Here is a 26,817-nt window from a genome sequence, read left to right as displayed (position 1 = left end):
GACACGCGGTGCAAAATCTCTGAAGTGTCCACGAGACTTCCCCGTTCGTTAGATGGTGGACCACGCAACGATACCGCGACCGAGCCGTTCCTTGGCTGCCTCGGCTGTGCGCGCAAGATCGTTTGTGGGAGCCGCGGAAGCGATCTGCCCCAGGCAATCCATCACCTGACGCGTCCACCGTACGAAGTCGCCGGGTGCAATACCAGCACCATCAATCGCGGTGGCCAGCGTCGAGCCGTGCGCCCACGCGAGTGTCGCAGACATGAGTCCCGCATCCAAGGACGGCGTCGGGTCGCACCCGCACTGCTTCTCTACGCGGTGCACGCGCGCAAGCGTCCCCAAGGATTCTTCCCACGCCGTGCGCAGACGGATGCCGACACCGGTGGGAGCCAGCTCGTTGGCGTCGTCGTCACTGCGAGAGTCGTACACCAGGGCAGAGACCATCGAGGCCAGCTCGGCCTCGTCCAAGTCGTTCCACGCGCCCTCGTTGAGTGACATCGCGATCACCAGGTCACGCTCGCCGAAAATGCGGCGCAGCCTCTCCCCCGACGCCGTCACCCGGTCGCCGTCCAGAAAACCGAGGCGCTCAAGGACCGCGCACACACGGTCAAAGTGGGCCGCCACCGAACCCGTCTGAGAGTCGATGGAGCGGCGCAGAAGATCGATCTCGCGTCCGATGCGTGCCCATTGCGCTCCCGCGCGTGCATGCTCCTCGCGGTGAGGACAGCGGTGCACGGGGTGGGCGCGCATGGCCGCGCGCAGCTTTCCGATCGTATCCGCCTCGACCGAGGCCTGGGCGGGCAGTGGGTAGCATCCCTTGGCCGCACCCGAGCGCAACTCTCCGGCGATGCGGGTACGTTCCTTCGTGCGGCGCAGGGCCGAACCGCCAGGGATCGACATGTGCCCGACGACGGCGATCCCACCTGACACATCCTCTGGAGCAAGCGCACGCCAAGCGGCATCCTCACCGATGACGGATACCTCAACTCGCCCCGAGGCCGTGGTGGCCTTCGCGCCGACGACGCACAAGCGAACCTTACGTCCACGGCGCAGGGCCAACACATCGCCTGCGCGCGCGGCAGCCAGGACCCTGCGTGACTGATCACGCGTCTCACGCTTGCGGGTTCGAGCACCCGATTTTTGGGCCTGGGTAATGCGATCGCGTAACATGAGGTACTCGCCAACATCACCCATCGAACAGGTCAGGTTCTCGGCGGTTGAGCGGCGCTGCGCTTCCAATTCAGTCAGGCGCGTGGCCAGCTGCACAACGGCCGAGTCAGCCTGGAACTGTGCGAACGAGGACTCCAAGACCTTTCGGGTCTGTGTGCGCGTTGAGCGGGCCAGCAGGTTGACGACCATGTTGTAGGTCGGCGTGAACGCAGAGATCAGCGGATAGGTACGTTTGGACGCGAGCGCCGCGACCTCCTCGGGTGCCACTCCCCCGCGGTGGGAGACGACCGCGTGCCCCTCGGTGTCGATGCCTCGGCGTCCCGCGCGTCCTGACAGCTGCGTGAACTCGCCGGCGGAGAGCGAGACGTGCGCCGACCCGTTCCACTTCGTCAGCGATTCGATGACGACGGTACGCGCGGGCATGTTAATGCCTAGGGCGAGCGTCTCGGTCGCGTAGACCATCTTGATGAGGCCCTCAGAGAACAAGTGCTCGACGGCCTCCTTCATGAGGGGCAACATGCCGGCGTGGTGGGCGGCGATGCCGCGCATGAGGCCACGCTTCCAAGCGTCAACACCGAGCACGACGGCGTCCTCGGGGGCGATCAGGGCGATGACCTCGTCGACGTAGCGTTCGATCTCGGCAGCCTCCGAGCGCGTCGTCAGCGTGATACGCGTGAGCAGCACTTGGCGCACGGCATCCTCGCAGCCCGCGCGCGAGAAGATGAAGGTGATCGCGGGCAGCAGGTGGGCTCGGTCCAGCGAGATGAGCGTGGAGGGCCGTGACTCTCGGCGTACACGCACGGGCCGATTCCACGAGCGTGACCCCCGCCCGCCGCGCATTCCCGAATCGTTCGTAGCGGCCACCAGTTCGGGGTTGAGTGTGCGCTTGCCGGTAGGCGCGTACAGGTCGAAGATCTCCTCCCCGACGATCATATGCTGGTAGAGGGGCACCGGGCGTTGCTCCGAAACAATGATCTCGCAGGACGAGCGCACCTCGCGGATCCACGCCCCGAATTCCTCCGCGTTCGACACGGTCGCCGACAGAGCAATGATCGACACGTGCGCGGGCAGGTGAATGATCACCTCTTCCCACACAGGTCCGCGCATCTTGTCGGCCAGGTAGTGCACCTCGTCGAGGACGACGACGCCCAGGTCATCCAGGGGTGCCCCCGCGTAGATCATGTTGCGGCACACCTCGGTCGTCATGACAACGACCGGCGCTTTGGAGTTAATCGACGTGTCGCCGGTCGCCAGGCCGACGTTGTCCGCCCCGTAGAGGTCGCACAACTCGAGGTACTTCTGGTTGGACAGGGCCTTGATGGGCGTCGTGTAGAAGGCACGCATGCCGCGCTGCAGGGCCACGTAGGCACCGAACTGGCCGACGATGGTCTTACCTGCGCCCGTGGGTGCCGCCACCAGGACGGAGGAACCTGCTTCGACGGCGTCGAGCGCGTCAAGCTGGAAGGGATCGGGAGTAAAGCTCAGTCCCGCCACCCAGCGTCCGCGCAGGGACGAGGCCGCGCGGGCGTGCTCTTGAAAGGCAGCGTAGCGCTGGGCCGCACTGCCCTCGCCGACGCTCGTGCGTTCCTCAGCGCGTTCGACCCGTTTGTCGGTGGCGCGGTGTCGGCGTCGTTTCGGGCTCACGATTGGTCCTCCTGGGTCCACACGTCGATGATGGAGCGGGCACGTGCCCCGGCCTCGGCCCGACGGTCGGGAGAAACCGCGCGCACGTGGGCTGCGATGTCAGTGAGGAGGCTCAAGCCCCACTCGGCGTTCCACACGGGTACGTCGATGCGCGCTCCGCCCTCGCTTAGCTCAGCGACAATGGTGCCACCGTACTCGTCAGCGATCCAGCGGGCAGCGCGGTCCACGTCGAGCGTCCAGGTGGGTGCGTCGTCGCGCACCCGGCGCGGTGCCTGCAGGCGCGGGCCATTCACCCTCACATCCGAGATCGACGCGACCGCGAAGGTGCGCGGAGCGCGGGCCGTATCACACCAGCCGCGCAGCAGCCAGCCCGTCGCCGAGGCCTCCAACGACCACGGGTCAACGACGCGATGCGAGACCTGGCCGCGGGTCGACACATAGTCGAAGGACACGCGCTCACGCCGCTCCAGGGCATCACGCAGCGCCTCCACGATCCTTGACGAGGCCGACGCGGGCGACGCGTCAATCGTGCCCGAGCCGCCCGTCTCCCCCAGCCCACCCAGCGCGGAGACGACGAGAGCAGCGTGAGGCAAGTGCACGACCACGTCCGGTGCCAGAAGCGGCGCGATTGCCGAGAGTCCAATTAGAAGAGCCTGAGCCTCAACCTCGGACAGACGCAAGGGCGCACTCGCGCCCAACGTTGAGCGCAGCGACACGCGCTGCTCCTCCTCGAAAAGCCCCCAGTCGACCTCAAACGACTGACCAGGCAGAGAATCACCGACCGATGCCAAGTACTCAATATCGCGGCGCACCTGGCGGCGCGTGCGACCAAAATGCGCGCCGATATCGTCCACGTGCACGCCAGGATGCTCGGCAATCCACGCGACCATTGAGGACAACCGCACGAAAGCGAGGGACACGTTCTCAGGCATCGCCGCCTCCCCAGGAAGCCGCCGCGCGCAAACGCTCCAACATCGCCTCTCGAAGCACCTCAGGACCTTCCACGACGACGTCGGAGGCCACCGGCAGCAGGCGGGCAATCCACGTGCCCAGCTCGCCATCCTCCAACGCCATGGACTCCCAACCCTCCCGTGGAGAACACTCACCGACCCCCTCAGCCACGGCCTCGTACCCAAGGAGAAGTGAACGCGCCGCGCTGCCCGAGCGCACACACACGAGCGGAGACACCAACGACGAGACACGCGGAGGCGGACCTGGCGGAGCGACCGACGCGTCACCGCTCTCCCCCAGAAAATCCACACCCGAGCGCACCCTCGAGACACGGAACGTGCGCTGTGCGCACCGATCCAAGTCCCACCCCCACAGGTACAGCGCCCGCCCCTGCACGGTCAGCGCCCACGGCTCCACCGCACGCTGCGTCAAATCCCCCGACCCCGGATATTCAAAGCTGACGACGCGGCGCTCGCGGATCCCGCGCGCGAAAGCAGTCGCGGCTTCCAGCCCCGTCAAGCCGAGCCGGATCACGGGCGCGGACACCTCCTCCTCCGAGGATGCCGCCGCCTTGGCGTCAACGGAATCGGCCAGAACGTCCCCGCGGTCCCACGCGTGCGCCGCAAGCGAGAGCAGCGCGCGGTCCGTGGCCCCCACCTCGATGTCGGGGGCAAAAGAATCCCGATCGATGCTGTAGTGCTCCCCCCGCCCGATCCTCAGCAGCACGCCGGCGTCGCGCAGCGCATCCTTATCACGCTGAAACTGAGTCTCGAAGGCGTCATCGGCGAGGCCTCGATAGCCGGGAAGTGCGCGCAGCTGAGCCTTCGTGCGTCCCGGTCGGGCACCGAGGAGCTCGACAAAAAGCTCAAGGACGCGCACGTTGGCGCTAGGGGCGGTACTCACCCGCCTACCCTACGTCCAAACGTGCGCGTCCTTCGGGACGGCTCACCGCCAGGTGTCAGGACTGTGTCTCGCTCGCCGTGACGTACTCGTTCGTCGCCACCGCCGTAGGATCCACGGACCCCTCGAGCTCACCGAGGGAACTCAGGAAGGTAACCATCTGCGCCCACGTGGTCAGGTCCTGCATGCCGGTCGCATGACCGGACGCACCCAGCCACAGGGGTACGGTCGCCGCGAGCACCGCGTTTGCGGCAGCCAGGGAGTCCTCGCTCGCCAGCGAGTCATCCCAAGGCTTCGTGGCGTCGATAGCGATCTGCGGGTCGGCCGCAATCGCGTTCATCGCGTCGGTTGTCGCCTTGACGACGGCGCGCGCCTGCTCGGGGTGGGCCCGCGCCCACTTGTGCGTCGTGATAATCGAAGCACTCACAAGCGGTGTGTGGGAAGGATCGAGCGGAATCTCGCGAATCTCCAGACCGGCCAGACGCATCTGAACGGCATCGTTGTTGGTGAAGCCGACGACCGCGTCAACCTGACCTGACGCAATCGCAGCCTGCTGCGTGTAGCCGATCGGTGAGATCGTCACGTCCGACTCGCCGAGCCCGGCCTCCTGCATTGCAGCGCGCGTCGCGTAATAGTTCGCGCCATGCTCGCCGGGGATGCCGACAGTCTTCCCCTTGAGATCCGCTAGCGTTGTGATAGCGGAATTCGCGGGCACGATGACCGTACCCGGGTAGGACGCGTAGTACTGACCGATCGAAACGATGTCCAAGCCCTGCGCGGCGGCTGCAACGGCCTCGTCACCGGAAGCGATCACGACATCCTCCTCGCCCGCCAAGAGTGCGGTAAAGAAGCCCTCGTGCGACCCGTGGTGACGGATCGTCGCACTGACACCGGCATCGTTGTATAACCCCTGCGCGTCGGCCACGTACACGGGTGAGAACTGAATATTGGGAATGTAGGTCAGACCGATCGTGACCGTCGAGGCGTCCTTGGAACCCGACTGAGTGGCCGACCCACCGGGGGCGCACGCCGCCAAGGCAAGCGAGGCGCACGCGCCGAGTGCAACGAGGCGAAGAGCGTGAGACGTGTTCAAGGGGTTCTCCTTCACTGCGTGATGTCGTAACGCTTAGACCGCTCGATCCGATACACGAGCGTGTACAGAAGGGTCGCCATCGTGCACAAAATGATGATGACGACAAACATTCCAGCGGTGTCCACGTTGTTTCTCATTTGAGTGAGTACCTGTCCGAGGCCTGTTCCTCCCATCACCATCTCTCCCACGACGGCGCCCGTGACCGACAGCGCGAATCCGTTGCGCAGGCCACCCAAAATGGCGGGAGCCGCGAGAGGTAACTCCATGTGCCATGCCATTGACCACCCTGTAGCCCCGTCTAGGGCTGCGGCTTCGAGCAGCTCGCGGTCGATGTGGCGCAGACCAACGACTGTGGAGACGAGAATCGGGAAGAAAACCATGAGGGCACACAGGACGACGATGGCGACGAAACCATATCCGACCCATAGGACCAGGATGGGAGCGATAGCGATAGCGGGCAACGCCTGCGTCGCACCAAGGAAGGGTTCGACCGCTGCGGCCAACAAACGTGAGCGGTAGATCACATAGGCTGACGGCAGAGCGACAACTGAACCGAGCAGACACCCCGCAATGGCCTCGGCGCCCGTGACCCGAATCCGCTCCCACGTTGTCGGGAGCGAGAGAACAACCGACCCCTTCGAGACGACAGACTGAGGGGTGGGCAAACGCCATGCCTCGATACCGGTAAGCGTCGTCGAAAGCCACCACCCTGCCAACACGAGGACCAGGAAGATAATCGGTGCTGCCACGGCGAGAGTGCCACGAGGCTTGTTCCGAGATGCCACGACTTACTTTCCGACACCGGGGGTACACGCAGCACAGCAGACGCACGGATGCGCCTCAATGCACTCCTCCCATCCGGACTTTCACCGTCGGCACCGGAATTCCACCGGCTCAACCGCCTCGTTCGATGAGGGCGGGTCGCGGACTATCACCGCCGGTTCGGACTTTCACCGACCCCGGAGTACTCGCTTGCCATTGTGCCACGCGTAGCGTGGTGCTGCGAGAGGAGTTCACGGTGCACGAACGGGACGAGGCAGCGCCCCATCCCGCTCGTGCACACAGTCGCGCTCAGTGAGTGTGGGCGTTCGCGAGCTCGCGCAGCGCCTCCACCTCGCGGTGGGCGTCCTCCGCGCGAAACACCGCCGAGCCTGCAACAAAATTATCGGCACCAGCGATGGCCGCGCGCTCGATGGTCGCGCGCGAGATCCCGCCGTCCACCTGAATCGAGACCTCCAGGCCGGCGGCGTTAATGGCCGCCCGGGTGCGCTCAATCTTGGGGATCATCTGCTCAATGAAGGACTGGCCTCCGAAACCCGGTTCAACAGTCATGATGAGGATCATGTCGAACTCGTTGAGAATATCCACGAAGGGCGCGATGTCCGTCGCAGGTTTGAGCGCGAGACCCGCGCGCGCTCCCAGGCGATGCAGCTCCCGAGCCAATCGCAGTGGAGCAGCCACGGCCTCGGCGTGGAAAGTCACCGAATGACAGCCCACCTCCGCATACTGCGGTGCCCAACGATCCGGATCCTCAATCATGAGATGCGCGTCCACCGGAAGGATACCGGACTTGACAACGGCCTCAGCGACCGGGAGCCCCCACGACAGGTTCGGCACGAAATGGTTGTCCATGACGTCGACGTGCGCAACATCGGCGCTGGCGATCTTGGACAGCTCGCCGCGCAGATCGGCGATGTCACAGTTCAGGATCGACGGGCTAATTGTGGCATTCATAACGCACATGCTAGCGCCTACGCAGGCACGCCACAAACATGAGATCCGTGCCAAACCGGTGATCCCACAGCTGCAGGGTGCGCCCCGCAACGCCGGATAGGCGGCCCGCTGCGTCTGGCACACCGAGGGGGAACGGAGCGCACTCGTCGGCGAGGGCGACGGTGTCACACAAGTCGACGTCGCCGCCCTCGAGCAGACGCGCGACCTGGTCGCGGGTTTCTGCTGCGTGCGGCGAGCACGTGATGTAGGTCAGGACGCCGCCGGGGCGCGTGAGTGCGACGGCGCGGTCCAGGAGCTCAGCCTGCAGCTTCGTCAGCTCCTCCACGTCCGCGGGAGTGCGATTCCACCGCGACTCGGGCCGCCTGCGCAGCGACCCCATGCCCGAGCACGGAGCATCGACNATGAGACGGGCACGGTGGGGATGGACCTCGTTGGCGGTCACGCGAGCCCCGCGCTCCTGCGCCAGCCCCGCAAGCATCGCCGCCTTTCCACCCGGACCCGCGCACAGATCCAACCAGCGCTCATCCGCTCCCCCATCCAGCGGCGCATGCGCGGCGATCAGAGCGGCAAGCTGGGACCCTTCATCCTGCGCCCCCGAGCGCCCATCGCGAATGGAGGGAAGACGCGCCGGATCGCCCGATTCGAGCAGTACGGCGCGCGGGGAGATGGCACCGAGGGCCACGCGGGTGTCGAGGATATCCTCGGCCTCGTCGGCAAGCTCATCAATGCTCATGAGACCCGGACGGGCCACCAAAGTGACCGTGGGCACCTCATTGTCGGCAGCTAGCACGTCCTCAAGCTCATCAGTCGAGTAACCGTGTGCGGCGAGCGCCTCGCGGAAAGCTCGAACCATCCACGTGGGGTGCGAATAGCGCACGCCCAGCGCCTCGTCCTCGTCCGCGATGGCGGCCATGGCGGCCTCGCGCTCGTCGCTACTCTCGCGCGTGATCGAGCGCAGGACGGCGTTGACAAAACGAACAGGACCATCAGTCAGGTGCTCGCGCGCGACGTCAACAGTCGCGGACACAGCAGCATGATCAGGTACGCGCATGTCGAGCAGCTGGTGAGCGCCCATGCGTACCAACACAAGGACACGCGGATCGAGGTCAACCAGCGGTCGGTTGACGTGGCGGGCGATCACCCAGTCGAGGCGACCGATCGCGCGCAGCGTTCCGTGCACAAGCTCGGACGTAAAGGCCGCGTCACGATCGGAAAAGTTGCCCTCACGGCGGACCCGACGCAACGCTTTAGGCAACATAATGTTTGCAAATGCGCCCTGAGCGCACACCTCGTAGAGCACTTCGTAGGCGATGCGGCGCGGCTCGTCCGCCGGGCGCAACTTGCGATAGCCGTCGGCGTATTTGCGTTCACTCATAACTGTTCTTCCCCCGCGCCACCCAGGCGCATCCGTGCATCTGGACGGGCGCCCCTCGCCCATGCGGCGGCGTCCATCCAGGATTTGCCGGCGGGAGCCACCTGCCCGAGAATCAGCGCGCCGCCTTCGCACCCGACGCTCACGTGCTTCTTCGTGACGTCAAGTTGCCCCGGCTCGAGATCATCACGCTCCACGGGGATAGCCTTTCCCAGCTTCATACGTACCCCACCCGGCAGCACCGTGTAGGCACCCGGGTTGGGGGTGACAGAGCGGATAACGCGATCCTCGTGCTGAGCATCATGAGTGAAGGACACATAACCGTCACCATGCTCGAGGCGTCGGGCATACGTGACCCCCTCAGTGGATTGCGGGATCGCGATGGCGCTGCCATCAGCAACCGCATCGATCACGTCGAGTACCTGAGATGCTCCGGACTCGGCCATCGCCGTTAGCAGTTCCCCCGCGCTCTCGCGACCGATCGGGACCTCCACGCGAGAGTAGACATCGCCCGTGTCCAGGCCCTCCTCGAGAGTAAAGACACATGATGCCGTGCTCTGATCTCCTTCGCGGATCGCCCACTGCACGGGCGCGGCTCCACGCCAACGAGGCAAGTCAGAAAAATGCAAATTCAACCATCCGTGTGTAGGCGTTTCTAACACGTTCGGTGGCACCAAGGCGCCATACGCAACAACGACGCCGAGGTCGCCGCGAACCGCGGCGATACGCTCACCGATTTCAGGTGCTTTCAGGGACGTTGTCTCCATGAGTTCGACGCCTGCCTGTGCAGCCACAGAGGCCACCGGCGAGGGGTACGCCGTCTTGCCGCGCCCGCGCCGGGCAGGTGGGCGGGTAATGACTAGGGCTACCTCGTGAGGAGAATCGAGCAGTGCTTGAAGGGTGGGTACTGCAGCGTCGGGTGTTCCAGCAAAAATAATGCGCACGAGCGTCAGTCTACGGCACCGGTCGGTCCGACCGTCAGAAGAGTTCCGGTGGGTTCACGCTCATTTTGACCAGTGGTGCCTTTCGCGCACTGCGCGAACGTCGAATGTCGGTCAGGGTAGCAAGCATCGCTGCCGTGTCGGGCAGGGACGTACGCACGAGGGTCCGTACCTGGTGTTCCTCCCCCTCGTGTGAGGCTGGCACCGCGACGGTACCAACGAGCTGTGCCCCGCCCTCACGCACGACTTGATCAGCGACCTGACGCACCTGGGCGGGCGGACCATCAAGGGCAACCATGGTACAAGCAGGAAAGAAACCGAGGGCCTCGCGTTCGTCCAAGAGTCGTTGCGCATAGTCGGTCGGTGACCAACGCACCAGCATCTGACCCAGAGCATCTGGAATCCGGCCCACCACGAGGCTCGGGTGCCCCGGGCGGACAAGCGAGAGCGCGTTGAGCCAGCGACGGGCAGCCTCCTCGGGAGCCCACAGCTCCGGTCTGCCGGCGAGCGCTGCGGCATCAAGGATCACTGCACAGGCATAGCCGCCCTCGACAGCGGGTTCGGCACCTGCCGTCGAGACGACTACTGCCGGACGCGACGGCAACGTGCGGCTGATACGGTGCGCTGCGGAGGACTCAAGGACGGAGGTGCCCGGAAGGTTGCGCGCTATTTCCTCTGCAGTGCGCGAGGATCCCACTCGACCGCCGCGTAGCTCCCGACCCGCGCAGTGCGGACAGCGCCACGAGTCAGGGGCACGGCCACACCACGCGCAAACTAGGGCTGAGTCAGCGCCCATGGCCAGCGGACCCGAGCAACGTGGGCAACGCGCACGCTGCTCGCATCGGCGACACACGACCGTCGGCCAGTATCCTGCGGCTGCAACCTGAATAAGGACCGGCCCCTCACGCAGCCCCTGACGGATCATCCGCAGTGCCGCCTGCGGGATACGCATACGCCCACCGGCTCCCTCACTATGCGCTTCCGTCTCCCCGTGTAGGTGCACGCGGGGAGTAGCCTCACGCAATGCCTGGGCATTGGGGTCGAGACTCGCCGCCCAACCTGAGCGCACAAGCGCCTGTGATTTGACCGAACGCGCGGCAGAAAGGACAAGGAGTCCACTTCCCTCGACCGCGCAGCGCTGCACAGCAACGTCGAGCGCATCACAGCGCGGAAAGCGGCGTTCACGTTGACGATCATCACCGTCATCAATAATCACGATGAGTCCCAGACGCGCACACGGTACCCACACTGCCGAACGCGTCCCTACTACGATGGGAACACGACCGAGAGTTGCATCGACATGAACGCGGTAGCGTTGCTCCGGACTCGCTTCTGCACCGCTGAGTGCCACTGGAATCCCGAGGTCCTCTTCGAGGTCACACGCCACACGTGAGGCTTGCTCGCTCGTCGCGCTGATAACGACGGCGCTGCGGCCCGACGACACGGTGGCGCCGACGGCATCCGCCAGGCACGCGCGCAAGTGCGGGTGCAAGGACGTCACCACTGCTCGGGGAGATTCCCCCGCACGAAGACGCGCCAACAGCGCATGCCCCGCGGAGTATGCTCGCCAACCCGACCCAGCGTCCTTTCGAACGATAGTTGGCCACGCAGGCGTAGGACACGCAAGCGCCTCCTTCTCGGCGCGCGCATGCCGGGAAGGCACAGCCGCCGACAGAACCTGCGAGGTCGTCGCAAGAAAACGCTGCGCGACACGACGCGAGGCTTCATACAGGGACGCGGTCAGAACGGGCGTGCCGGAAACAACCGACTCAACGCGTCCAGTGCTTTCGCTAACCTCCCGTCGTGTTCGCTCAATAATCCACCCGTCAACACGTGCCCCTGAAAAACGCACGCGAACCAGGCAACCCACCACGGCCTGGTCCAGGAGTGAGTCGGGAATGACGTAGTCCAGCAGGCGATCCATGTGCGCCAAATCGACATCAACGAGTACGCGGGCGATCTCAGCACTGTGCGTCGCAGGCGGATCGAATCCGTCAAGCAAACCTTGCATCGACATCATGAGCCTAGTCAAACATAACCCACACTCATGTGCGGTCCACACTCAGCCCAAAAGTTTCAGCCCGTACTTGGCGGCAACCATCGCGAGCACGCCGAAGACGATCAAACCCCAGAGCGCCCAATCGAGTCCCTGGGAGACAAACCTGCGCACAGAATGCGGAAAGGGGATCACACCATCACGAATGTTGATACGCGTAATACCGCCAAAAACCAGCGTCGTCGTGAGCGTTATGAGCAGGCACCATGGACACAGCACCTGGATAACAAAATAGGACTGCCCGAAAAGCCAGAACGCAAAAAACAAGGCAACCGTGTACAGCAGATTGGTGCACGCCATGTACCAGCGAGGAAAACGCACACCGGCAGCAATGGCGACCGAAATCGCCAGTACCACGGCCTCAAAGAAGATACCGAGGAACGCATTCGGGAAACCCAGGATGCGTGCCTGCCACGTCTGAGCGACGAAAGAACAGGACAGGACAGAAGAGACATCGCAGCCAAAGCGTGTAGAAGAATCGGCCGCCAACTGCCACGCCTCGATCGATAGCACGAACGACGTGACGAGGCCGATAAAGCCGGAGACAATCATCTCCAAGCTTGTGCGTCTCCTCCACGAGCGTCGCGCTTCCTCGGTATCCCAAGATGGCACGTAATCATCGTCCTGCTGTGCAATGGTTGTCATGCGAGTGCGGCTTTCAGCTGGTCAACGCGGTTGGTTACCTCCCAGGGGAACTGCTCGCGACCGAAATGGCCGTAGGCAGCAGTGTCGCGGTAAATCGGACGCAACAGGTCAAGATCCTCGATCATGCCCAGCGGACGTAGGTCAAATACCTCGCGGATCGCGTCGGCGATGCGTTCCTCGGGCACAGTCGATGTCCCGAAAGTATCGACGTACAGGCCGATCGGGTGAGCCCGCCCGATCGCATAGGCCAGCTGAATCTCACAGCGTCGAGCCACGCCCGCTGCCACGACGTTCTTAGCGACCCACCTGGCGGCATAGGTCGCGGAACGGTCAACCTTGGACGGGTCCTTGCCGGAGAACGCGCCACCACCGTGACGCGCCATGCCGCCGTAGGTATCAACGATGATTTTGCGTCCCGTCAGGCCCGCATCCGCAGCGGGGCCGCCCAAAACGAAGCGCCCCGACGGGTTGATCAGTGCCACCATGGTGCCGGTGGCGAGCTTCAGGCCTGACTCCTCGATAACGGGGTCAATGACGTGCGTGCGCACGGCATCCGCAATGGCAGCCTGGGTGAGGTTCTCATCATGCTGGGTCGATACGACAACCGTATCGATTCCGACGGGTCGATCGCCCTCGTACGCGAGGGTTACTTGTGTTTTGCCGTCGGGGCGAAGCCCCTCCACGATGCCTTGCTTGCGCACGTCGGTTAGACGCTTGGCGAGACGATGCGCCAGCCAGATCGGGGCAGGCATGAGGTCCGGAGTGTCAACTGCCGCATAACCAAACATAATGCCCTGGTCGCCCGCACCGAGACGATCGCGAGGATCGCCGCCCTGAGTACCGCGCACCTCGAGAGCCTCATCGACACCCCCGGCGATGTCGGGACTCTGCCCGTCAAGTGAGACGGAGACACCGCAGGAGGCGCCATCGAAGCCCACTCGCGAGGAGTCGTAACCAATCGAAAGAATCTCACGGCGCACGATCTCGGGGATCTCGACGTAGGCCTCGGTCGTGACCTCACCGGCAACGTGGATGAGGCCGGTCGCTGCCATCGTCTCGACGGCAACGCGTGAATGAGGATCCGCTTCGAGGAGCGCGTCGAGGATCGCGTCGGAGATACGGTCGCAAACCTTGTCAGGGTGACCTTCGGTGACGGACTCAGAAGAGAAAAGCTGTTGACTCACCGTTCAAGGCTATCAAGGAAAGCCGCTATCTGGCCGACCAGACCTGCGCCAACCTCCTCCTTTGAGCCGGTGTAACGACCCACGACGGTCCCACTGGCATCCAGAAGACGAACATCGTTGGGAACATCACCAAAACCGACGCAGGCACCTACACGGTTCAAGGCAATGAAGTTTGCCCCCTTGCGCGCAGCCTTGTCAGCGCCATAGGCGAGGATCTCTTCGTCTGTTCCAGTCTCAGCCGCAAAACCGATGACGAGGGGTGGTCGCTCATCGCTGTGGCCGATCTCGGAGAGGATGTCCGGGTTACGCACGAGGCGCAGGATCGGCGCATCCGATGTCGTCGGATCTTTCTTAATTTTCGAGGCAGATATGGTCTCGGGGCGAAAATCGGCGACGGCGGCGGTCATGACGAGAGCGTCGGCATCTGTCACCATCGACATTGTCGCTTCACGCATCTCCAGTGCGCTGCCCACCCTCGTAACGCCAATCGAGGGCGGCACAAGCGCCATGATGGAATCGTCGATGTTGGCAGCGATGACGCGCACGGTTGCTCCTGCGCGGACGCCGGCCACGGCAATGGCCAGGCCCTGACGGCCAGAAGATTTGTTGCCGAGGAAACGCACCGGGTCGATAGGTTCGCGTGTGCCTCCGGCGGTTACCACAATGGTGCGGCCTGCGAGCAACGAAGACGTATCAGTGAGCGCCGATGCGTTGAGGACCTCGAGGGCACGGCGAGCGATCTCCTCGGGCGCGCGCAGACGCCCGACTCCTGTGTCGCCTGATCCGAGGGCGCCGGTGTCGGGATCGATGACGTGAATGCCGCGCTCACGCAGCGTCTTCACGTTTGCCTGAGTGGCAGGGGCCAGCCACATGTTCGAATGCATCGCAGGTGCCACAACGACCGGAGCGTTTGAGGCAAGCACGGTCAGCGACACCATATCGTCAGCGAACCCCCCTGCCAAGCGCGCGAGCGTGTTCGCGGTCGCGGGCACGATGATAATGAGATCGGCGATGCGCGCAAGCTCGACGTGCTCCGCGCGTCCCTCCCCCGCGATGTCGACGGCGACAGGACGAGAGGTGATGCCCTCCCAGGTCGATCGCCCCACAAAATCTAACGAGGCGCGCGTCGCTGCGACATACACGTCGTGGCCCGCGCGTTGACACTCGCGGACCACGATCGGTGCTTTGAAGGCTGCGACGCCGCCGGTGACTCCGACGACGATCGTTGCCACGTCAGGCCTCGGGGTTAGCTTCGAGAGAGAGCAGGCCCTCGTTGATCTCCCGCAGAGACACAGCCAGCGGCTTCTCGTCGGGCTGGACGTCGACGACAGGTCCCACGAACTGGATCATGTTCTGCTGAAGCTGCAGATTATAGGAGTTAATCTGGCGAGCACGCTTTGCGGCGAAAATAACCAACGCGTACTTGGAATCGACGTGCTCCAGCAGATCGTCAATGGGCGGGGATGTGATACCCACGGGCTGGGCAACAATTCCGGACATGCGTGTATTCCTCTCAGTGGCAGATTCAGATAGATACTACTCTAGGCCAATGAGTGCGGCCAGCTCACCCACCGCGCGCTCGACATCGTCGTTGATCACAATGTGGTCGAACTCGGATGCAGCCTCCAGCTCGATGCGAGCCGTCGCGAGGCGACGTTCTTGTTCCTCCGGCCCTTCAGTGCCGCGCCCGATGAGGCGACGCTCCAGTTCATCCCAGGAGGGTGGGGCCAAGAAAATAAACTGCGCGTCAGGCCTGTTGGAGCGTACCTGGCGGGCGCCCGAAAGGTCGATCTCCAGCAAGACTGGTTCGCCCGCTGCGAGCGCCTCGTCGACAGGGCCACGAGGAGTGCCATACTTGTTTTTCCCGTGAACAAGCGCCCACTCCAACATGTCTCCCCGTTCGATCATGGAGTCGAACTGTTCAGGTGAGACGAAGTAGTAGTGGACGCCGTTCAGTTCACCGGGCCGAGGATTGCGAGTCGTCGCCGAAACCGACACTTTCAGGTTCGGATAGCGCTTACACAGCGCAGCGACGACGGTTCCCTTTCCAACGGCGGTTGGGCCAGCAAGGACTGTCAATTGAGCCTGAGTCATGACTCAATTGTGCCATGTGTACCAGTATCAGCCGAAGCGTTCAACCAGTGCCTTGCGTTGGACGGGGCCAAGGCCTCGTACTCGCCTACTCTGTGCGATCTTGTACTCGTCCATGAGGACGGCGGCCGTGTTCGTACCGACACGCGGCAACGACTCCAAGAGCGAAACGACTTTCATCTTCGCTACGGCCTCGTCTGAATCAGCGAGTTCCAAAACCTCAGACAGGTTCATTGAGCGCGCCTTGAGTGCGTTCTTAACCTCGGCGCGACGCCGCCGTGCCTGGGTTGCCTTCTCAAGGGCCTGTGCCCTTTGTTCCGGCGTGAGATCAGGTAGTGCCATTCTGATCATCTCCTCCGTTGGGATCTTCGGTACTTAAACTATGTCACCTTTCAAAGCACATGCGCCATCCCAAAACGCCGACTTCCGATTAGATCGACAGCCTATTGTAGTGAATCAACAGTTGCAAGGTAGGCGTCGCGCAGACCAAGCACGCTGGGTCCGCCGCGCAGGATTGCTCGGGACGACGAGGCCACAACGGCGTCCTCCGCTCCTGCGAAAACCTCCCTGACCTGCGCTGGGCCACCGCCCTGCGCGCCCACTCCTGGAGCCAAAAATGCGCCCTTGAGGGCAGGCAGGTCAATACCCAGACGCTGCACAGCGTCGCCCACTGTCGCCCCAATGACGACACCTGCAGGACCGAGGTGTAATTTGTCACATGAGGCGTTAAAGTCCGCCAGTTGGGACACGATCTGACCTGCGACAGAGCGACCGTCCTGCCCCCGCGCGTGCTGCACGGAAGCGCCCTCAGGATTTGAGGTGAGTGCCAAGACAAACACTCCCCTGCCAGTAGCCTTGGCAAGTTCAAGAGCAGGAGCCAGAGAACCCACACCCAAGTACGGGGACAGGGTCACTGCGTCGGCGGCGAGCGGGGAGCCATCTGACAAATAGGCATCGGCGTAGCCGGCCATCGTCGAGCCGATGTCGCCGCGCTTAGCATCGACGATACAGAGGGTCCCTACCTCGCGGCAGGCGGCGATCACTTCTTCTAGGACAGCGACGCCACGGGAGCCGTGGCGTTCGAAGAAGGCAGCCTGCGGCTTGAACGCAGCCACCCGCCCACCGAGGGCCTCGACAACGCGAAGAGAGAACTCCCGCACGCCAGTCGCATCGTCGTCAAGACCCCACTGAGCCAGGAGAGATGCATGCGGGTCAATCCCCACACACACGGGACCATACTCACGCATGGCAGCGTAGAGACGGTCACCGAATCCTAGAGAAATGGGGGCAGTTGTGGACGGTGTGTTCATCGTGTCTCCTCCGATCGGATCGCGTCCCACTCCTGCAGGGAGCGCACGGCGTAGGAGCCGCGCATACGGACCTCGATGGCTTGGACCATTGCGTTGAAGGCCTGTAGCGTCGTCACAGCAGGGCGATCCTGCGCTGCAGCAGCCGCGCGGATCTGGTAGCCGTCGTTACGCGGCGCGGAGCGCTGCGGCGTGTTGACGACCATGTCGATGAGGCCATCGTTGATGAGATCGACGACCGTGGGTTCGCCGTCTGTGCCGCGTCCCTCCGACGACTTGCGCACGGACTGGGCCTCGATGCCATTGCGGCGCAGCACTGAGGCAGTACCCGAGGTCGCCAGGATCGTGAAGCCCATTTCCGCCATGCGGGCGGCGGGCAGCACGATCGCACGCTTGTCGGTGTCCGCGATCGAAATGAAGACCGTTCCCGACGTCGGCATGTCCGTGGATGCGCCCAGCTGTGACTTAGCAAACGCCGTTGGAAAGTCGCGGTCAATGCCCATGACCTCGCCTGTCGAGCGCATTTCGGGGCCGAGCATCGTATCAACGATCTCACCTTTGGCCGTGCGGAAGCGGCTGAAGGGCAAGACGGCTGCCTTCACTGCAATGGACCCACCCTCAAGGATTTTGCGCGCGTCCGTTGTGGGGAGAACACCCTGCTCTCGCAGCGAAGAAATGGAGGCACCCACCTGGATAAGAGCCGCGGCCTTGGCCAGCTGCACGCCGGTTGCCTTCGAGGCGAAGGGAACGGTGCGGGAGGCGCGCGGATTGGCTTCGATGACATAGAGGGTGTCGGACAGGAGCGCAAACTGGATGTTGATGAGGCCTCGCACGCCGACGCCCTTCGCAATGGCCGCGGTCGAGGCAGTGATGCGTTCGAGTTCACGAGCGGACAACGTCATGGGAGGAAGCACGCACGACGAGTCGCCTGAGTGGATACCGGCCTCCTCAATGTGCTCCATAATCGCACCCATGAACAGTTCATCGCCGTCGTATAGGGCATCCACGTCGATCTCGATAGCCGCATCCAAGAATCGGTCGATGAGGAGGGGGCCACGCGAGAACAACAGATCCGCGTCGTGACTTGCGAGGTACTCGCGCAGAGCCGACTCATCGTTGATGATCGCCATACCGCGTCCGCCAAGCACGAAGGATGGACGCACGAGCACGGGATAGCCGACGTGCTCGGCCACAGCGACCACCTGCTCGGCTGTATTCGCGGTGTCGTGCGCTGGAGCAGGGCACTGCGCGGCCTCAAGCACCTTGCCGAACTCCTCGCGGTCCTCAGCCAAGTCAATCGCTCGAGGGCTGGTACCCAGGATCGGTACACCCGCACGCTCCAGGTCTGCTGCCAGCGACAGCGGTGTCTGCCCACCGAGCTGGACAACCATGCCCTTCACAGGACCCGCCGCGCACTCTGCGCGGTAGATTTCGAGGACGTCCTCGAGCGTGAGGGGCTCGAAGTAGAGGCGATCGGAGATGTCATAGTCGGTCGAGACCGTCTCAGGGTTGCAGTTAACCATGATTGTCTCGTAGTGCTCACGTAGTGCCATGGCAGCGTGCACACACGAGTAGTCGAACTCGATGCCTTGGCCGATACGGTTGGGGCCGGCCCCCAGGATGATGACAGCCTCGCGTTCGCGCGGGCGCACCTCATTTTCCTGGTCGTAGGTCGAATAGTGGTAGGGCGTGCGGGCAGCGAACTCTGCGGCGCAGGTGTCCACCGTTTTATAGACAGGATGGATACCAAATGCGCCGCGAACCTCGCGCACCGTGTCTTCGGACAAGCCTCGCATGGCCGCGATCTGACGGTCAGAGAAACCGTGGCGCTTCGCCTCAGCGAGGACATCGCCCGTCAGTGCTTCCGCATCGCGGATGCGCGTCGCGACCTCGTCCAGGAGGAACATCTGGTCGAGGAACCATGGGTCGATCTTGGTCGAAGCAAAAAGCTCCTCCAGGGTGGCGCCGCCACGAATCGCCTGCTGGACCTGGACCAGGCGTCCTTCGGTTCCAACGCCAGCGGACTCGACAAGCGCACGTGTCTCCTCGGGGGTAGGTGCGGGGCCATCCCAATGGAACTGAACACCGCCCTTGTCGATGGAACGAAGTGCCTTTTGCAGTGCTTCCGTGAAGCAACGACCGATCGCCATGGCCTCGCCGACGGCCTTCATCGACGTTGTGAGAGTGGGATCAGCGGCCGGGAACTTCTCGAAGGTGAAACGCGGGACCTTGACGACCACATAGTCGAGTGTCGGCTCGAACGAGGCCGGGGTCGAACCCGTGATGTCGTTGGGGATCTCGTCGAGCGTGTAGCCGGTAGCCAGGCGTGCGGCGATCTTCGCGATCGGGAAGCCCGTCGCCTTCGAGGCCAGAGCTGAGGAACGCGACACGCGCGGGTTCATTTCGATCACGATGATACGGCCTGTTTTCGGGTGAATTGCAAACTGAATATTGCAGCCGCCCGTGTCCACGCCCACCGCGCGAATGACCGCGATGCCGATGTCGCGCAGACGCTGCATCTCGCGGTCAGTCAGGGTCAATGCCGGTGCAACCGTGATCGAGTCGCCCGTGTGCACGCCGACCGGATCGACGTTCTCGATCGAACACACGACAACGACGTTATCCGCTTTGTCGCGCATGAGTTCGAGTTCGTATTCCTTCCAACCGAGGATCGACTCCTCCAGGAGTACCTCGGTCGTAATAGAAGCCGCCAATCCCTGGCCGGCGATGCGCTCGAGGTCCTCTGGCGTGTAGGCGAAGCCGGAGCCAAGACCACCCATCGTGAAGGAGGGACGCACAACGAGAGGATAACCCAGCTCGGCGGCAGCCGCGTGGCATTCCTCGATTGTGTGGGCGATGAAGGAACGCGCGACCTCGGCGCCGGAACGCTCGACGATCTCCTTAAACTCCTCGCGGTCCTCGCCAGCACGGATCGCATCGATTGAGGCGCCGATCAGCTCAACGTTGAAACGTTCCAGGATACCCATGTCAGCCAGGGCGACCGCTGTGTTCAGGGCAGTCTGGCCGCCCAGTGTGGGCAGCAGCGCATCGGGGCGTTCCTTCTCGATAATCGAAGCCACGACCTCGGGCGTGATGGGTTCGACATAGGTTGCATCCGCGATACCGGGGTCAGTCATGATCGTCGCCGGGTTGGAGTTGACCAGGATGACGCGCAGCCCCTCCTCCTTCAATACGCGGCACGCCTGGGTACCCGAGTAATCAAACTCGCACGCCTGACCGATGACGATGGGACCAGACCCGATGACGAGGACGGATGACAGATCATTCCTGCGGGGCATCAGTGGGTCTCCTTCGCGGCGGTCATGAGCGACATGAAACGGTCGAACAGCAGCGCCGCATCGTGTGGGCCGGCGGCTGCCTCGGGGTGGTATTGGACGGAGAAAGCGGGAATATCGAGCGCACGAAGCCCCTCAACGACGCCGTCGTTGAGGCCCACATGCGACACCTCAACGCGACCGTAACGACCCGACTCAAAGGGAGCCACCGACGGTTCCCCCACGGGGGCGTCCACGGCGAAACCGTGGTTATGCGCGGTGATCTCCACGCGTCCCGTCTCCAGGTCCTTCACGGGTTGGTTGATGCCACGGTGCCCATAGTTCAGCTTGTACGTGCCGTAGCCGAGTGCACGACCGAAGAGCTGATGACCAAAACAGATACCGAAGTAGGGAATACCAGCATCCAGGACGCAGCGAAGCACGCCAATCTCACGGTCAGCGGTCGACGGGTCACCCGGGCCATTCGAGAAGAACACGCCATCTGGATGCAACGCCTCAATGTCCGCGAAGGACACCGTCGAAGGCACGACATAGACCCGAGCTCCGCGCGCCGCCAAGTGGTAGGGCGTACGCGATTTGATGCCAAGATCGACCGCCACAACGCGTGCAAGGGGTTCCTTACCCTCGTAGTCACCTAGAGGCTCAACCACGTAGGTCTCATCCGTGGATACTTCGGCGGCCAGGGCCTGCCCGCTCATTACGGGCGACTCCGAGACGATCCGCACGAGCGAAGCCAGGGCCTCGTCCCCCATGTACTGGGCACCCGCAGGTAGCGCATCTCCCGAGAAAATACCAGCGCGCATCGCACCACGTTCACGGATGTGGCGCGTGATCGCACGGGTGTCCACGTCGGCGAGGCCGACGATACCCTGGGCGATTAGCTCGTCCTCGAGTTCGCGGCGGGCACGCCAATTCGACGCTCGACGCGCCGCGTCACGCACGATAAAGCCCGCTACCCAGATGCGAGAGGATTCCGGGTCCTCGTCGTTGACACCCGTGTTGCCGATGTGTGGTGCCGTCATAACGACGATCTGGCGGTGATATGAGGGATCGGTGAGCGTCTCCTGATAACCCGTCATGCCGGTCGAGAAGACGATCTCACCGAGCGTGCGACCACGCGCCCCCCACGCGCGCCCCTTGAAGACTGTGCCGTCTTCCAGGACGAGCAGAGCAATATCGGTCGTGGTCATCGATCCTCCTTGGCGATCGGGGTGGAATCGGCGACCGTCGGCACGCCGCCATAGATCGTGAAGCGTACCTGGCCGGGCAGCTCCATGCCGCGGAACGGGCAGTTCGTCGAGCGGGTCCACTGTTTGGCAGGGTCAATAGTGATGCGCGCAGCGGGATCAACGAGTGTGACGTGGGCGGGGGCACCTACAACCAGGCCCCGGCCTTGCGTCTCGACGCGACCGATGCGCGCCGGTGCCGTTGACAGGACGCGCGCGACATCCTCCCAGGTCATACGACCGGTATTCACCATCGTTTCGATGACGATCGGCAGCGCCGTCTCCAGTCCCGTCATGCCACAAGCACCGGCCTGCCACTCGCAGTCCTTCATCTCAAGAGGATGTGGGGCATGATCCGTCCCCACGACGTCGATCGTGCCGTCGGCCAAGCCTTCACGTACCGCCTCGACGTCCTCTGCGCGGCGCAGCGGCGGGTTAACTTTATAGAGCGGGTCGTAGGTGGCTGCCAGCTGCTCCGTGAGCAGCAGGTGGTGGGGGGTCACCTCGGCGGTGATGTCGACGCCTTGAGCCTTGCCCCAGCGCACGATGTCGACTGACCCCGCTGTGGAGAGGTGGCACACGTGTAGACGCGAGCCGACATGCTTGGCCAGCAGGATGTCGCGAGCGATAATCGCTTCTTCGGCGACCGCCGGCCATCCAGTCAGTCCCAGCTCGCCGGATAGTGCTGACTCGTTCATCTGGGATCCCTCAGTAAGGTCAGGATCCTGGCTGTGTTGGGCGATGACGCCGCCGAATCCCTTGACGTATTCGAGGGCACGACGCATGAGGACGGGGTCTGAGACGCATTTGCCGTCATCGGAAAAGACGCGCACTTTCGAGCGTGAGCGAGCCATCGATCCGAGGGCCGCGAGGTGTTTGCCTTCCAGGCCCTTCGTGACGGCGCCGACGGGACGCACCTCCACCCAGTCAGCTTCCTCGCCCAGGCGCGCCACCTGATCGACGATGGCGGCCGTGTCCTGAGTGGGGGTCGTGTTCGCCATCGCGTGGACGGCAGTATATCCGCCGACGGCTGCCGCGCGTGTGCCGGTAAAGACGGTCTCTGCGTCCTCGCCGCCGGGCTGGCGCAGGTGGGTGTGAATGTCGACGAGGCCGGGCAAAGCAATGAGACCGTCCGCATCGATAACGCGCGGGTCATGCACCGTGTCTGCGGTACCGACGCCAATTGCGACGATGACACCGTTGGACAACGCAATGTCGGTCGGCTCCCCGCCCAACAGGGATGCGCCCTTGATGAGGATGTCGCGGGTCTGCTTAGTCATTGTTGTGTCCTTCCGATGCGAGGAGCAGGTAGAGGGCAGCCATGCGAATGCACACGCCGTTACCGACCTGTTCGACGATGACAGAGTGGGGAGAATCGGCTGCCGCGGCGCAGATTTCAAGGCCGCGGTTCATCGGGCCAGGATGCATAACGACTGCGTCGGCGCGCAGCTTGGTGAATCGCTCGGGGGTGAGGCCGTATTCGGCGTGGTAGGAGCCTGGTGAGGGGAAGAAACCTCCGCCCGCGCTCGACATGCGTTCTCTTTGCACGCGCAGCATCATGACGGCGTCGGGTTCGGTGGTCAAGGCTTCGTCGAAGTCGTAACAGGTATCGCAGTTCCAGGTTTCAATTCCGAGCGGCAGCAGCGTCGGGGGTGCCACAAGTGTGACGCGAGCGCCCAGCAGGGTTAGCAGGTCGACGTTGGAGCGGGCGACGCGCGAGTGCAGGATGTCGCCGACGATCACGACGTGGGCGCCGTCGAGGCCGGTGCCAGGTTCGGGGACGCGGCCAGCCAAGTCCGGTGCACCGAAGTGCCTTCGCAACGTCATTGCGTCGAGCAGAGCCTGTGTTGGGTGTTGGTGGGTGCCGTCGCCGGCATTCAGGACGGGAAGGTTCATCCAACCGGCGTGGGCCAGCCGATGTGCGGCGCCCGAGGAGGAGTGACGCACGATGACGGCGTCGGCCCCCATGGCCTGCAGTGTCAGGGCAGTGTCTTTGAGGGATTCGCCTTTAGAGACGGAGGAGCCACGCGACTGGAAGTTGATGACGTCTGCACTGAGGCGCTTCGCTGCGGTTTCGAAGGAGATGCGCGTGCGCGTTGAATCTTCGAAGAAGAGGTTAACGACCGTCTTGCCTTGGAGTGTCGGAAGTTTCTTGACGCTCTGGCGCTGCGTGGCGGCCATCCGTTCCGCTGTGTCGAGGATCAGGATCGCCTCCTCGCGTGTCAAGTCACGGATTGAAATGAGATGGCTCAGGCTCATCGCTTACAGGCCCTTCCCTAGCAGGACGCCGTCGCGTCCATCGATTTCGTCGAGCAGGATGGTGACACTTTCATCCCGCGAGGTCGGCAGGTTCTTGCCGACGTAGTCCGGTCGGATCGGTAGCTCGCGGTGGCCGCGGTCAATAAGGACGGCGAGTTGGACGGCTGCGGGCCGACCGATCCGGGTGAGTGCGTCGAGTGCGGCTTTGATTGTCCGTCCGGTGTACAAAACGTCGTCCACCAGGACAACTGTCTTTCCGTCGATGCCGGTGACTGGAATCAGTGTTTCCTTGGGGGCGCGCAGAGGCTGACTGGCCAGATCATCGCGGAACATCGTTGTATCGATAATGGCGAGATCGGCATTGCCGGCGGAGACGTCACGAAGCCTGTTGATGAGACGACGGGCCAGGGTCGCCCCGCGTGTGGGGATGCCGGCGATGATGAGGTTATCGCTGCCGCCGTTGCGTTCGACGATCTCGTAGGCGATTCGGGTGAGAGAGCGGGCAACGTCACCCGCTCCGAGTACTTCTTTGCCGCGCGATGCGCGGTCCGCGTGCAGTGATCCCACTGCGTGCTCCTTCCCCGCCTCACAGGACGGTCATTAAAGGATGTGTTCCACGTCAATACTACGCGTCGGACAAACAATGCGTTGAAGGGGGCGTACGTGTGAAAGGCCACGTGGGAAGGCATATGAGGCGGCGCGTCGGGGGTGTGCGCGGTGTGGGGCATGTCCCCGTGGTGGACGCCGGGGCGTGAGGCTATGAGGGATATACCCGGTAGGGGTATAGAAGCATACCCCTACCGGGTATCGACGCCTCGCGCGAACAGTACGCCCGTCACCTACGAAGGGAATGAAAGGGTTAGAGCCGTTAAAATTGATACCGTGCGATCACGCGCACCTATCCAACGTCGACAGACAGGACGATCACGCAATGACCATTGAAGAACTGCCCACTCCCGGTGTCCACGGCGGCGGCTGCGGGTGCGGAGGACAAGACGGCGGCGAGCCCACGATCGATGCGACCGCTATCCCCCACCGGCTCCGTCACGCGGCGGTGCTGGGCGCAGCCGGGTCGATGAACGCCGGCGAGGCGTTCATCATCCGCGCTCCCCACCTGCCGCGCCCGCTGCTCGCGCAGATCATGCAGCTGCCCGGCGAATGGACCTTCGAGGTCCTCGTCGATGGCCCGGAGTACTGGGACGTGCGCACCACGCGCGTCTCCCTGTGAGGGCGCCCGACCAGGGATCACAACGCCGACGCATACAAGTGTGGCCGCCACGAACAACCGTGGCGGCCACACCCATGCACTTGTGTCGTCGAGGCGTCGGCTCAGTATTCCTCGAGCAGCTCGTCAAGCTCGTCCTCGACGCTTCCGCCATCGAGACGCGTTGCACCTTCAGGAAGCGCTCGGACGGGTGCCTCCTGCACAGGCAAAGACCCATCGGATTCACCGTGATCGACGGGTCCTGACACGGCCTCGTCACTCTCCGAGGAAACAACCACAGGTCCCTCATCGTCGTCACCACGCCTGCGCGACCAGGCGGGAGAAGCTAGATCCTTGCGAATCGCATCCAGGACCGCATTCACGAACGAGGGCGACGTATCAGTCGAAATCGAGCGAACAATCGAAATCGCCTCATCGATAGCAATGATCGGCGACACCTCGTCGTTCTCCAGCATCTCCCACACGGCTACGCGCATGACGGCCAGATCGACAGCAGCAATACGATCCAAGCCGGGCACGCGGGCATGCGCCGAAATCAGGGAATCAATGCGGCGCAGATTGTCGGCCACACCAGCGATGATCTGGATCGAAAAATCCGGGAGCGGAGTCTGCGCAGCCGTGATAACACGGCGCTCGCGCAGCAGGTCGCGCAGCACGTCGGGGTTTGACCCCATTCCGCGCTGGTCGGCCTCGTACACCACGTCGGCAGCGCGCTTGCGGGCCTTCGTGCGCGAGGTGAAGCGATGCTGCTTCGACATTACTCGGTCACGCGACCCGAGTACGAGCCGTCGCGGGTGTCTACCTTGACGCGGGTGCCTTCCTCCATGAAGAGGGGGACCTGGATCTCGTAGCCGGTCTCGAGCGTCGCGGGCTTGGTACCGGCGGAGGAACGGTCACCCTGCAGGCCGGGCTCGGTGTGCGTGATCGTCAGGACGACGGTGGCGGGCAGCTCAACGAACAGGACGGTGCCGTCGTGCTGGGAGACGATGACGTCCTGGTTCTCGACCATGAAGTTGCGGGCATCGCCCACGGTCTCGGCAGGAACGTTGATCTGCTCGTAGGTCGACTGGTCCATGAAGACGTAGTCGGTGCCGTCCTGGTACAGGTACGTCATGTCGCGGCGGTCGACGGTCGCGGTCTCGATTTTCAGGCCAGCGTTGAAGGTCTTGTCGACGGTCTTGCCGGACAGCACGTTCTTGATCTTGGTGCGCACGAAGGCCGGACCCTTGCCGGGCTTGACGTGCTGGAATTCGACAACCTGCCAGAGCTGGCCGTCGATCACCATGACGAGGCCGTTCTTCAGATCATTTGTCGTTGCCACAGGGGTACCTCACTTGAGAAGGAATCAGTAATCAGGGGTCAGTTTACACGCGCGGGCGACGAAATCCGCGACTTCTTGCGGGGTGCGGGTACTCGTATCGACTGTTGTGTCGGCCACGGCCGCATACGCCTCGCGTGCCTGTGTCATCAGCTGGGTGAGGACCGCGCGGGGTGCGCCAAGTCCCACCGACCGCGGTGCGCCCAGGTTTTCTCGGCGAGATACCGCGGAAAGATCGGCGCCGAGCTCGACGACATGCGCGCCCGCGGCACGTGCTTGCTGAATTGCCGAGGCCGTGGCGGAGTCGAGGGGTTGGGAGGCCCCGAGCGTGACAATGCCCTCGTTAGCGTCTAAAAGGTGCGCGGCCTGCGCACGGGCGGCCTCGGCCAGGCGCGGGTCGCGCCC

The 26,817-nt window shown here is 63.6% G+C and carries 25 protein-coding genes and 1 riboswitch; of the genes, 1 reads left to right on the top strand and 24 read right to left on the bottom strand.

Annotated features, from left to right (window positions below; genetic code table 11):
- Positions 1–48: 48 nt before the first annotated feature.
- The 21 genes from BQ7477_RS06770 to pyrR form a co-directional block, all read right to left on the bottom strand.
- A complete protein-coding gene (locus BQ7477_RS06770; RefSeq protein WP_073983297.1) occupies positions 49–2,814 on the bottom strand; it encodes a DEAD/DEAH box helicase in 2,766 nt (921 codons plus the stop codon).
- Positions 2,811–3,746: a helix-turn-helix transcriptional regulator gene (locus tag BQ7477_RS06765; protein WP_073983296.1), complete on the bottom strand. Its 936-nt coding sequence runs from the start codon at positions 3,744–3,746 to the stop codon at positions 2,811–2,813. Before BQ7477_RS06765 ends, BQ7477_RS06770 begins: the two co-directional genes overlap by 4 nt.
- Positions 3,739–4,668 (bottom strand): helix-turn-helix transcriptional regulator, encoded by a 930-nt coding sequence (locus BQ7477_RS06760; protein ID WP_073983295.1) that lies wholly within the window; start codon positions 4,666–4,668, stop codon positions 3,739–3,741. The genes BQ7477_RS06765 and BQ7477_RS06760 overlap by 8 nt, the downstream gene beginning before the upstream one ends.
- A 55-nt stretch (positions 4,669–4,723) precedes the next feature.
- Positions 4,724–5,758, bottom strand: coding sequence for an ABC transporter substrate-binding protein (locus tag BQ7477_RS06755; protein WP_234968716.1), 1,035 nt, complete (start codon positions 5,756–5,758; stop codon positions 4,724–4,726).
- 11 nt (positions 5,759–5,769) lie between these two features.
- Positions 5,770–6,543 carry an ABC transporter permease gene (locus BQ7477_RS06750; protein ID WP_073983293.1) on the bottom strand — a complete coding sequence of 258 codons (774 nt, stop codon included), beginning with the start codon at positions 6,541–6,543 and terminating at the stop codon, positions 5,770–5,772.
- Positions 6,544–6,600: 57 nt separating this feature from the next.
- Positions 6,601–6,729: riboswitch (FMN riboswitch) on the bottom strand.
- A 100-nt stretch (positions 6,730–6,829) separates the two neighbouring features.
- Complete coding sequence (gene rpe, locus BQ7477_RS06745; RefSeq protein WP_073983556.1) at positions 6,830–7,492, bottom strand: ribulose-phosphate 3-epimerase; 663 nt, start codon at positions 7,490–7,492, stop codon at positions 6,830–6,832.
- A gap of 10 nt (positions 7,493–7,502) precedes the next feature.
- Positions 7,503–8,867, bottom strand: a complete 1,365-nt coding sequence (locus BQ7477_RS06740; protein WP_073983292.1) for a transcription antitermination factor NusB — start codon at positions 8,865–8,867, stop codon at positions 7,503–7,505.
- Positions 8,864–9,808 carry a methionyl-tRNA formyltransferase gene (locus BQ7477_RS06735; protein WP_073983291.1) on the bottom strand — a complete coding sequence of 315 codons (945 nt, stop codon included), beginning with the start codon at positions 9,806–9,808 and terminating at the stop codon, positions 8,864–8,866. Before BQ7477_RS06735 ends, BQ7477_RS06740 begins: the two co-directional genes overlap by 4 nt.
- Positions 9,809–9,842: 34 nt before the next feature.
- Positions 9,843–11,825 (bottom strand): primosomal protein N' family DNA-binding protein, encoded by a 1,983-nt coding sequence (locus BQ7477_RS06730; protein ID WP_073983290.1) that lies wholly within the window; start codon positions 11,823–11,825, stop codon positions 9,843–9,845.
- Positions 11,826–11,867: 42 nt separating this feature from the next.
- Complete coding sequence (locus BQ7477_RS06725) at positions 11,868–12,506, bottom strand: vitamin K epoxide reductase family protein (RefSeq protein WP_073983289.1); 639 nt, start codon at positions 12,504–12,506, stop codon at positions 11,868–11,870.
- Positions 12,503–13,690: a methionine adenosyltransferase gene (metK, locus tag BQ7477_RS06720; RefSeq protein WP_073983288.1), complete on the bottom strand. Its 1,188-nt coding sequence runs from the start codon at positions 13,688–13,690 to the stop codon at positions 12,503–12,505. The genes BQ7477_RS06725 and metK overlap by 4 nt, the downstream gene beginning before the upstream one ends.
- On the bottom strand, positions 13,687–14,922 hold the full coding sequence (gene coaBC / locus BQ7477_RS06715; RefSeq protein ID WP_073983287.1) for a bifunctional phosphopantothenoylcysteine decarboxylase/phosphopantothenate--cysteine ligase CoaBC: 1,236 nt from the start codon (positions 14,920–14,922) through the stop codon (positions 13,687–13,689). The genes metK and coaBC overlap by 4 nt, the downstream gene beginning before the upstream one ends.
- Position 14,923: 1 nt before the next feature.
- Complete coding sequence (gene rpoZ, locus BQ7477_RS06710) at positions 14,924–15,190, bottom strand: DNA-directed RNA polymerase subunit omega (RefSeq protein WP_003792400.1); 267 nt, start codon at positions 15,188–15,190, stop codon at positions 14,924–14,926.
- A gap of 36 nt (positions 15,191–15,226) precedes the next feature.
- Positions 15,227–15,784, bottom strand: a complete 558-nt coding sequence (gmk, locus tag BQ7477_RS06705) for a guanylate kinase (protein ID WP_073983286.1) — start codon at positions 15,782–15,784, stop codon at positions 15,227–15,229.
- 27 nt (positions 15,785–15,811) lie between these two features.
- Positions 15,812–16,123, bottom strand: a complete 312-nt coding sequence (mihF, locus tag BQ7477_RS06700; RefSeq protein WP_007589281.1) for an integration host factor, actinobacterial type — start codon at positions 16,121–16,123, stop codon at positions 15,812–15,814.
- Between the two features lie 101 nt (positions 16,124–16,224).
- Positions 16,225–17,091, bottom strand: a complete 867-nt coding sequence (gene pyrF / locus BQ7477_RS06695) for an orotidine-5'-phosphate decarboxylase (RefSeq protein WP_073983285.1) — start codon at positions 17,089–17,091, stop codon at positions 16,225–16,227.
- Positions 17,088–20,387: a carbamoyl-phosphate synthase large subunit gene (gene carB / locus BQ7477_RS06690; protein WP_073983284.1), complete on the bottom strand. Its 3,300-nt coding sequence runs from the start codon at positions 20,385–20,387 to the stop codon at positions 17,088–17,090. The genes pyrF and carB overlap by 4 nt, the downstream gene beginning before the upstream one ends.
- The gene (gene carA / locus BQ7477_RS06685; RefSeq protein ID WP_073983283.1) at positions 20,387–21,574 is read right to left on the bottom strand and encodes a glutamine-hydrolyzing carbamoyl-phosphate synthase small subunit; all 1,188 of its coding nucleotides are present in this window, start codon (positions 21,572–21,574) and stop codon (positions 20,387–20,389) included. The genes carB and carA overlap by 1 nt, the downstream gene beginning before the upstream one ends.
- Positions 21,571–22,890 (bottom strand): dihydroorotase, encoded by a 1,320-nt coding sequence (locus tag BQ7477_RS06680; protein WP_073983282.1) that lies wholly within the window; start codon positions 22,888–22,890, stop codon positions 21,571–21,573. Before BQ7477_RS06680 ends, carA begins: the two co-directional genes overlap by 4 nt.
- Positions 22,883–23,869, bottom strand: a complete 987-nt coding sequence (locus tag BQ7477_RS06675) for an aspartate carbamoyltransferase catalytic subunit (protein WP_073983281.1) — start codon at positions 23,867–23,869, stop codon at positions 22,883–22,885. The genes BQ7477_RS06680 and BQ7477_RS06675 overlap by 8 nt, the downstream gene beginning before the upstream one ends.
- A gap of 3 nt (positions 23,870–23,872) precedes the next feature.
- Entirely contained in the window at positions 23,873–24,436 is a 564-nt protein-coding gene (pyrR, locus tag BQ7477_RS06670; protein WP_073983280.1) for a bifunctional pyr operon transcriptional regulator/uracil phosphoribosyltransferase PyrR, read from the bottom strand.
- 364 nt (positions 24,437–24,800) lie between these two features.
- On the opposite strand from pyrR, the gene BQ7477_RS06665 reads away from it, so the two are divergent.
- On the top strand, positions 24,801–25,097 hold the full coding sequence (locus tag BQ7477_RS06665; RefSeq protein WP_073983279.1) for a DUF2249 domain-containing protein: 297 nt from the start codon (positions 24,801–24,803) through the stop codon (positions 25,095–25,097).
- A gap of 101 nt (positions 25,098–25,198) precedes the next feature.
- Here the strand turns inward: BQ7477_RS06665 and nusB are convergent, their stop codons facing one another.
- From nusB to BQ7477_RS06650, 3 genes are all read right to left on the bottom strand, one after another.
- On the bottom strand, positions 25,199–25,852 hold the full coding sequence (nusB, locus tag BQ7477_RS06660; protein WP_073983278.1) for a transcription antitermination factor NusB: 654 nt from the start codon (positions 25,850–25,852) through the stop codon (positions 25,199–25,201).
- On the bottom strand, positions 25,852–26,415 hold the full coding sequence (gene efp / locus BQ7477_RS06655) for an elongation factor P (protein ID WP_009055954.1): 564 nt from the start codon (positions 26,413–26,415) through the stop codon (positions 25,852–25,854). Before efp ends, nusB begins: the two co-directional genes overlap by 1 nt.
- Before the next feature lie 24 nt (positions 26,416–26,439).
- Positions 26,440–26,817: nucleoside/nucleotide kinase family protein (locus BQ7477_RS06650; RefSeq protein ID WP_073983277.1), on the bottom strand; the 378-nt coding region annotated here is incomplete at its 5' end.

The sequence above is a fragment of the Actinomyces bouchesdurhonensis genome (assembly GCF_900128465.1).
Classification (GTDB): Bacteria; Actinomycetota; Actinomycetes; order Actinomycetales; family Actinomycetaceae; genus Pauljensenia; species Pauljensenia bouchesdurhonensis.
Note: the sequence above shows the minus strand (reverse complement) of the source record. Positions and strands in the feature narration are given on the sequence as shown.

Coding starts and splice junctions, on each gene's coding strand:
- carB (WP_073983284.1), bottom strand. CDS start 20,387: ATGCCCCGCAGGAATGATCTGTCATCCGTCCTCGTCATCGGGTCTGGT.
- gmk (WP_073983286.1), bottom strand. CDS start 15,784: ATGACTCAGGCTCAATTGACAGTCCTTGCTGGCCCAACCGCCGTTGGA.
- BQ7477_RS06665 (WP_073983279.1), top strand. CDS start 24,801: ATGACCATTGAAGAACTGCCCACTCCCGGTGTCCACGGCGGCGGCTGC.
- carA (WP_073983283.1), bottom strand. CDS start 21,574: ATGACCACGACCGATATTGCTCTGCTCGTCCTGGAAGACGGCACAGTC.
- nusB (WP_073983278.1), bottom strand. CDS start 25,852: ATGTCGAAGCAGCATCGCTTCACCTCGCGCACGAAGGCCCGCAAGCGC.
- BQ7477_RS06725 (WP_073983289.1), bottom strand. CDS start 12,506: ATGACAACCATTGCACAGCAGGACGATGATTACGTGCCATCTTGGGAT.
- pyrF (WP_073983285.1), bottom strand. CDS start 17,091: ATGAACACACCGTCCACAACTGCCCCCATTTCTCTAGGATTCGGTGAC.
- rpe (WP_073983556.1), bottom strand. CDS start 7,492: ATGAATGCCACAATTAGCCCGTCGATCCTGAACTGTGACATCGCCGAT.
- BQ7477_RS06680 (WP_073983282.1), bottom strand. CDS start 22,890: ATGACTAAGCAGACCCGCGACATCCTCATCAAGGGCGCATCCCTGTTG.
- BQ7477_RS06675 (WP_073983281.1), bottom strand. CDS start 23,869: ATGAGCCTGAGCCATCTCATTTCAATCCGTGACTTGACACGCGAGGAG.
- BQ7477_RS06765 (WP_073983296.1), bottom strand. CDS start 3,746: ATGCCTGAGAACGTGTCCCTCGCTTTCGTGCGGTTGTCCTCAATGGTC.
- mihF (WP_007589281.1), bottom strand. CDS start 16,123: ATGGCACTACCTGATCTCACGCCGGAACAAAGGGCACAGGCCCTTGAG.
- BQ7477_RS06730 (WP_073983290.1), bottom strand. CDS start 11,825: ATGATGTCGATGCAAGGTTTGCTTGACGGATTCGATCCGCCTGCGACG.
- rpoZ (WP_003792400.1), bottom strand. CDS start 15,190: ATGTCCGGAATTGTTGCCCAGCCCGTGGGTATCACATCCCCGCCCATT.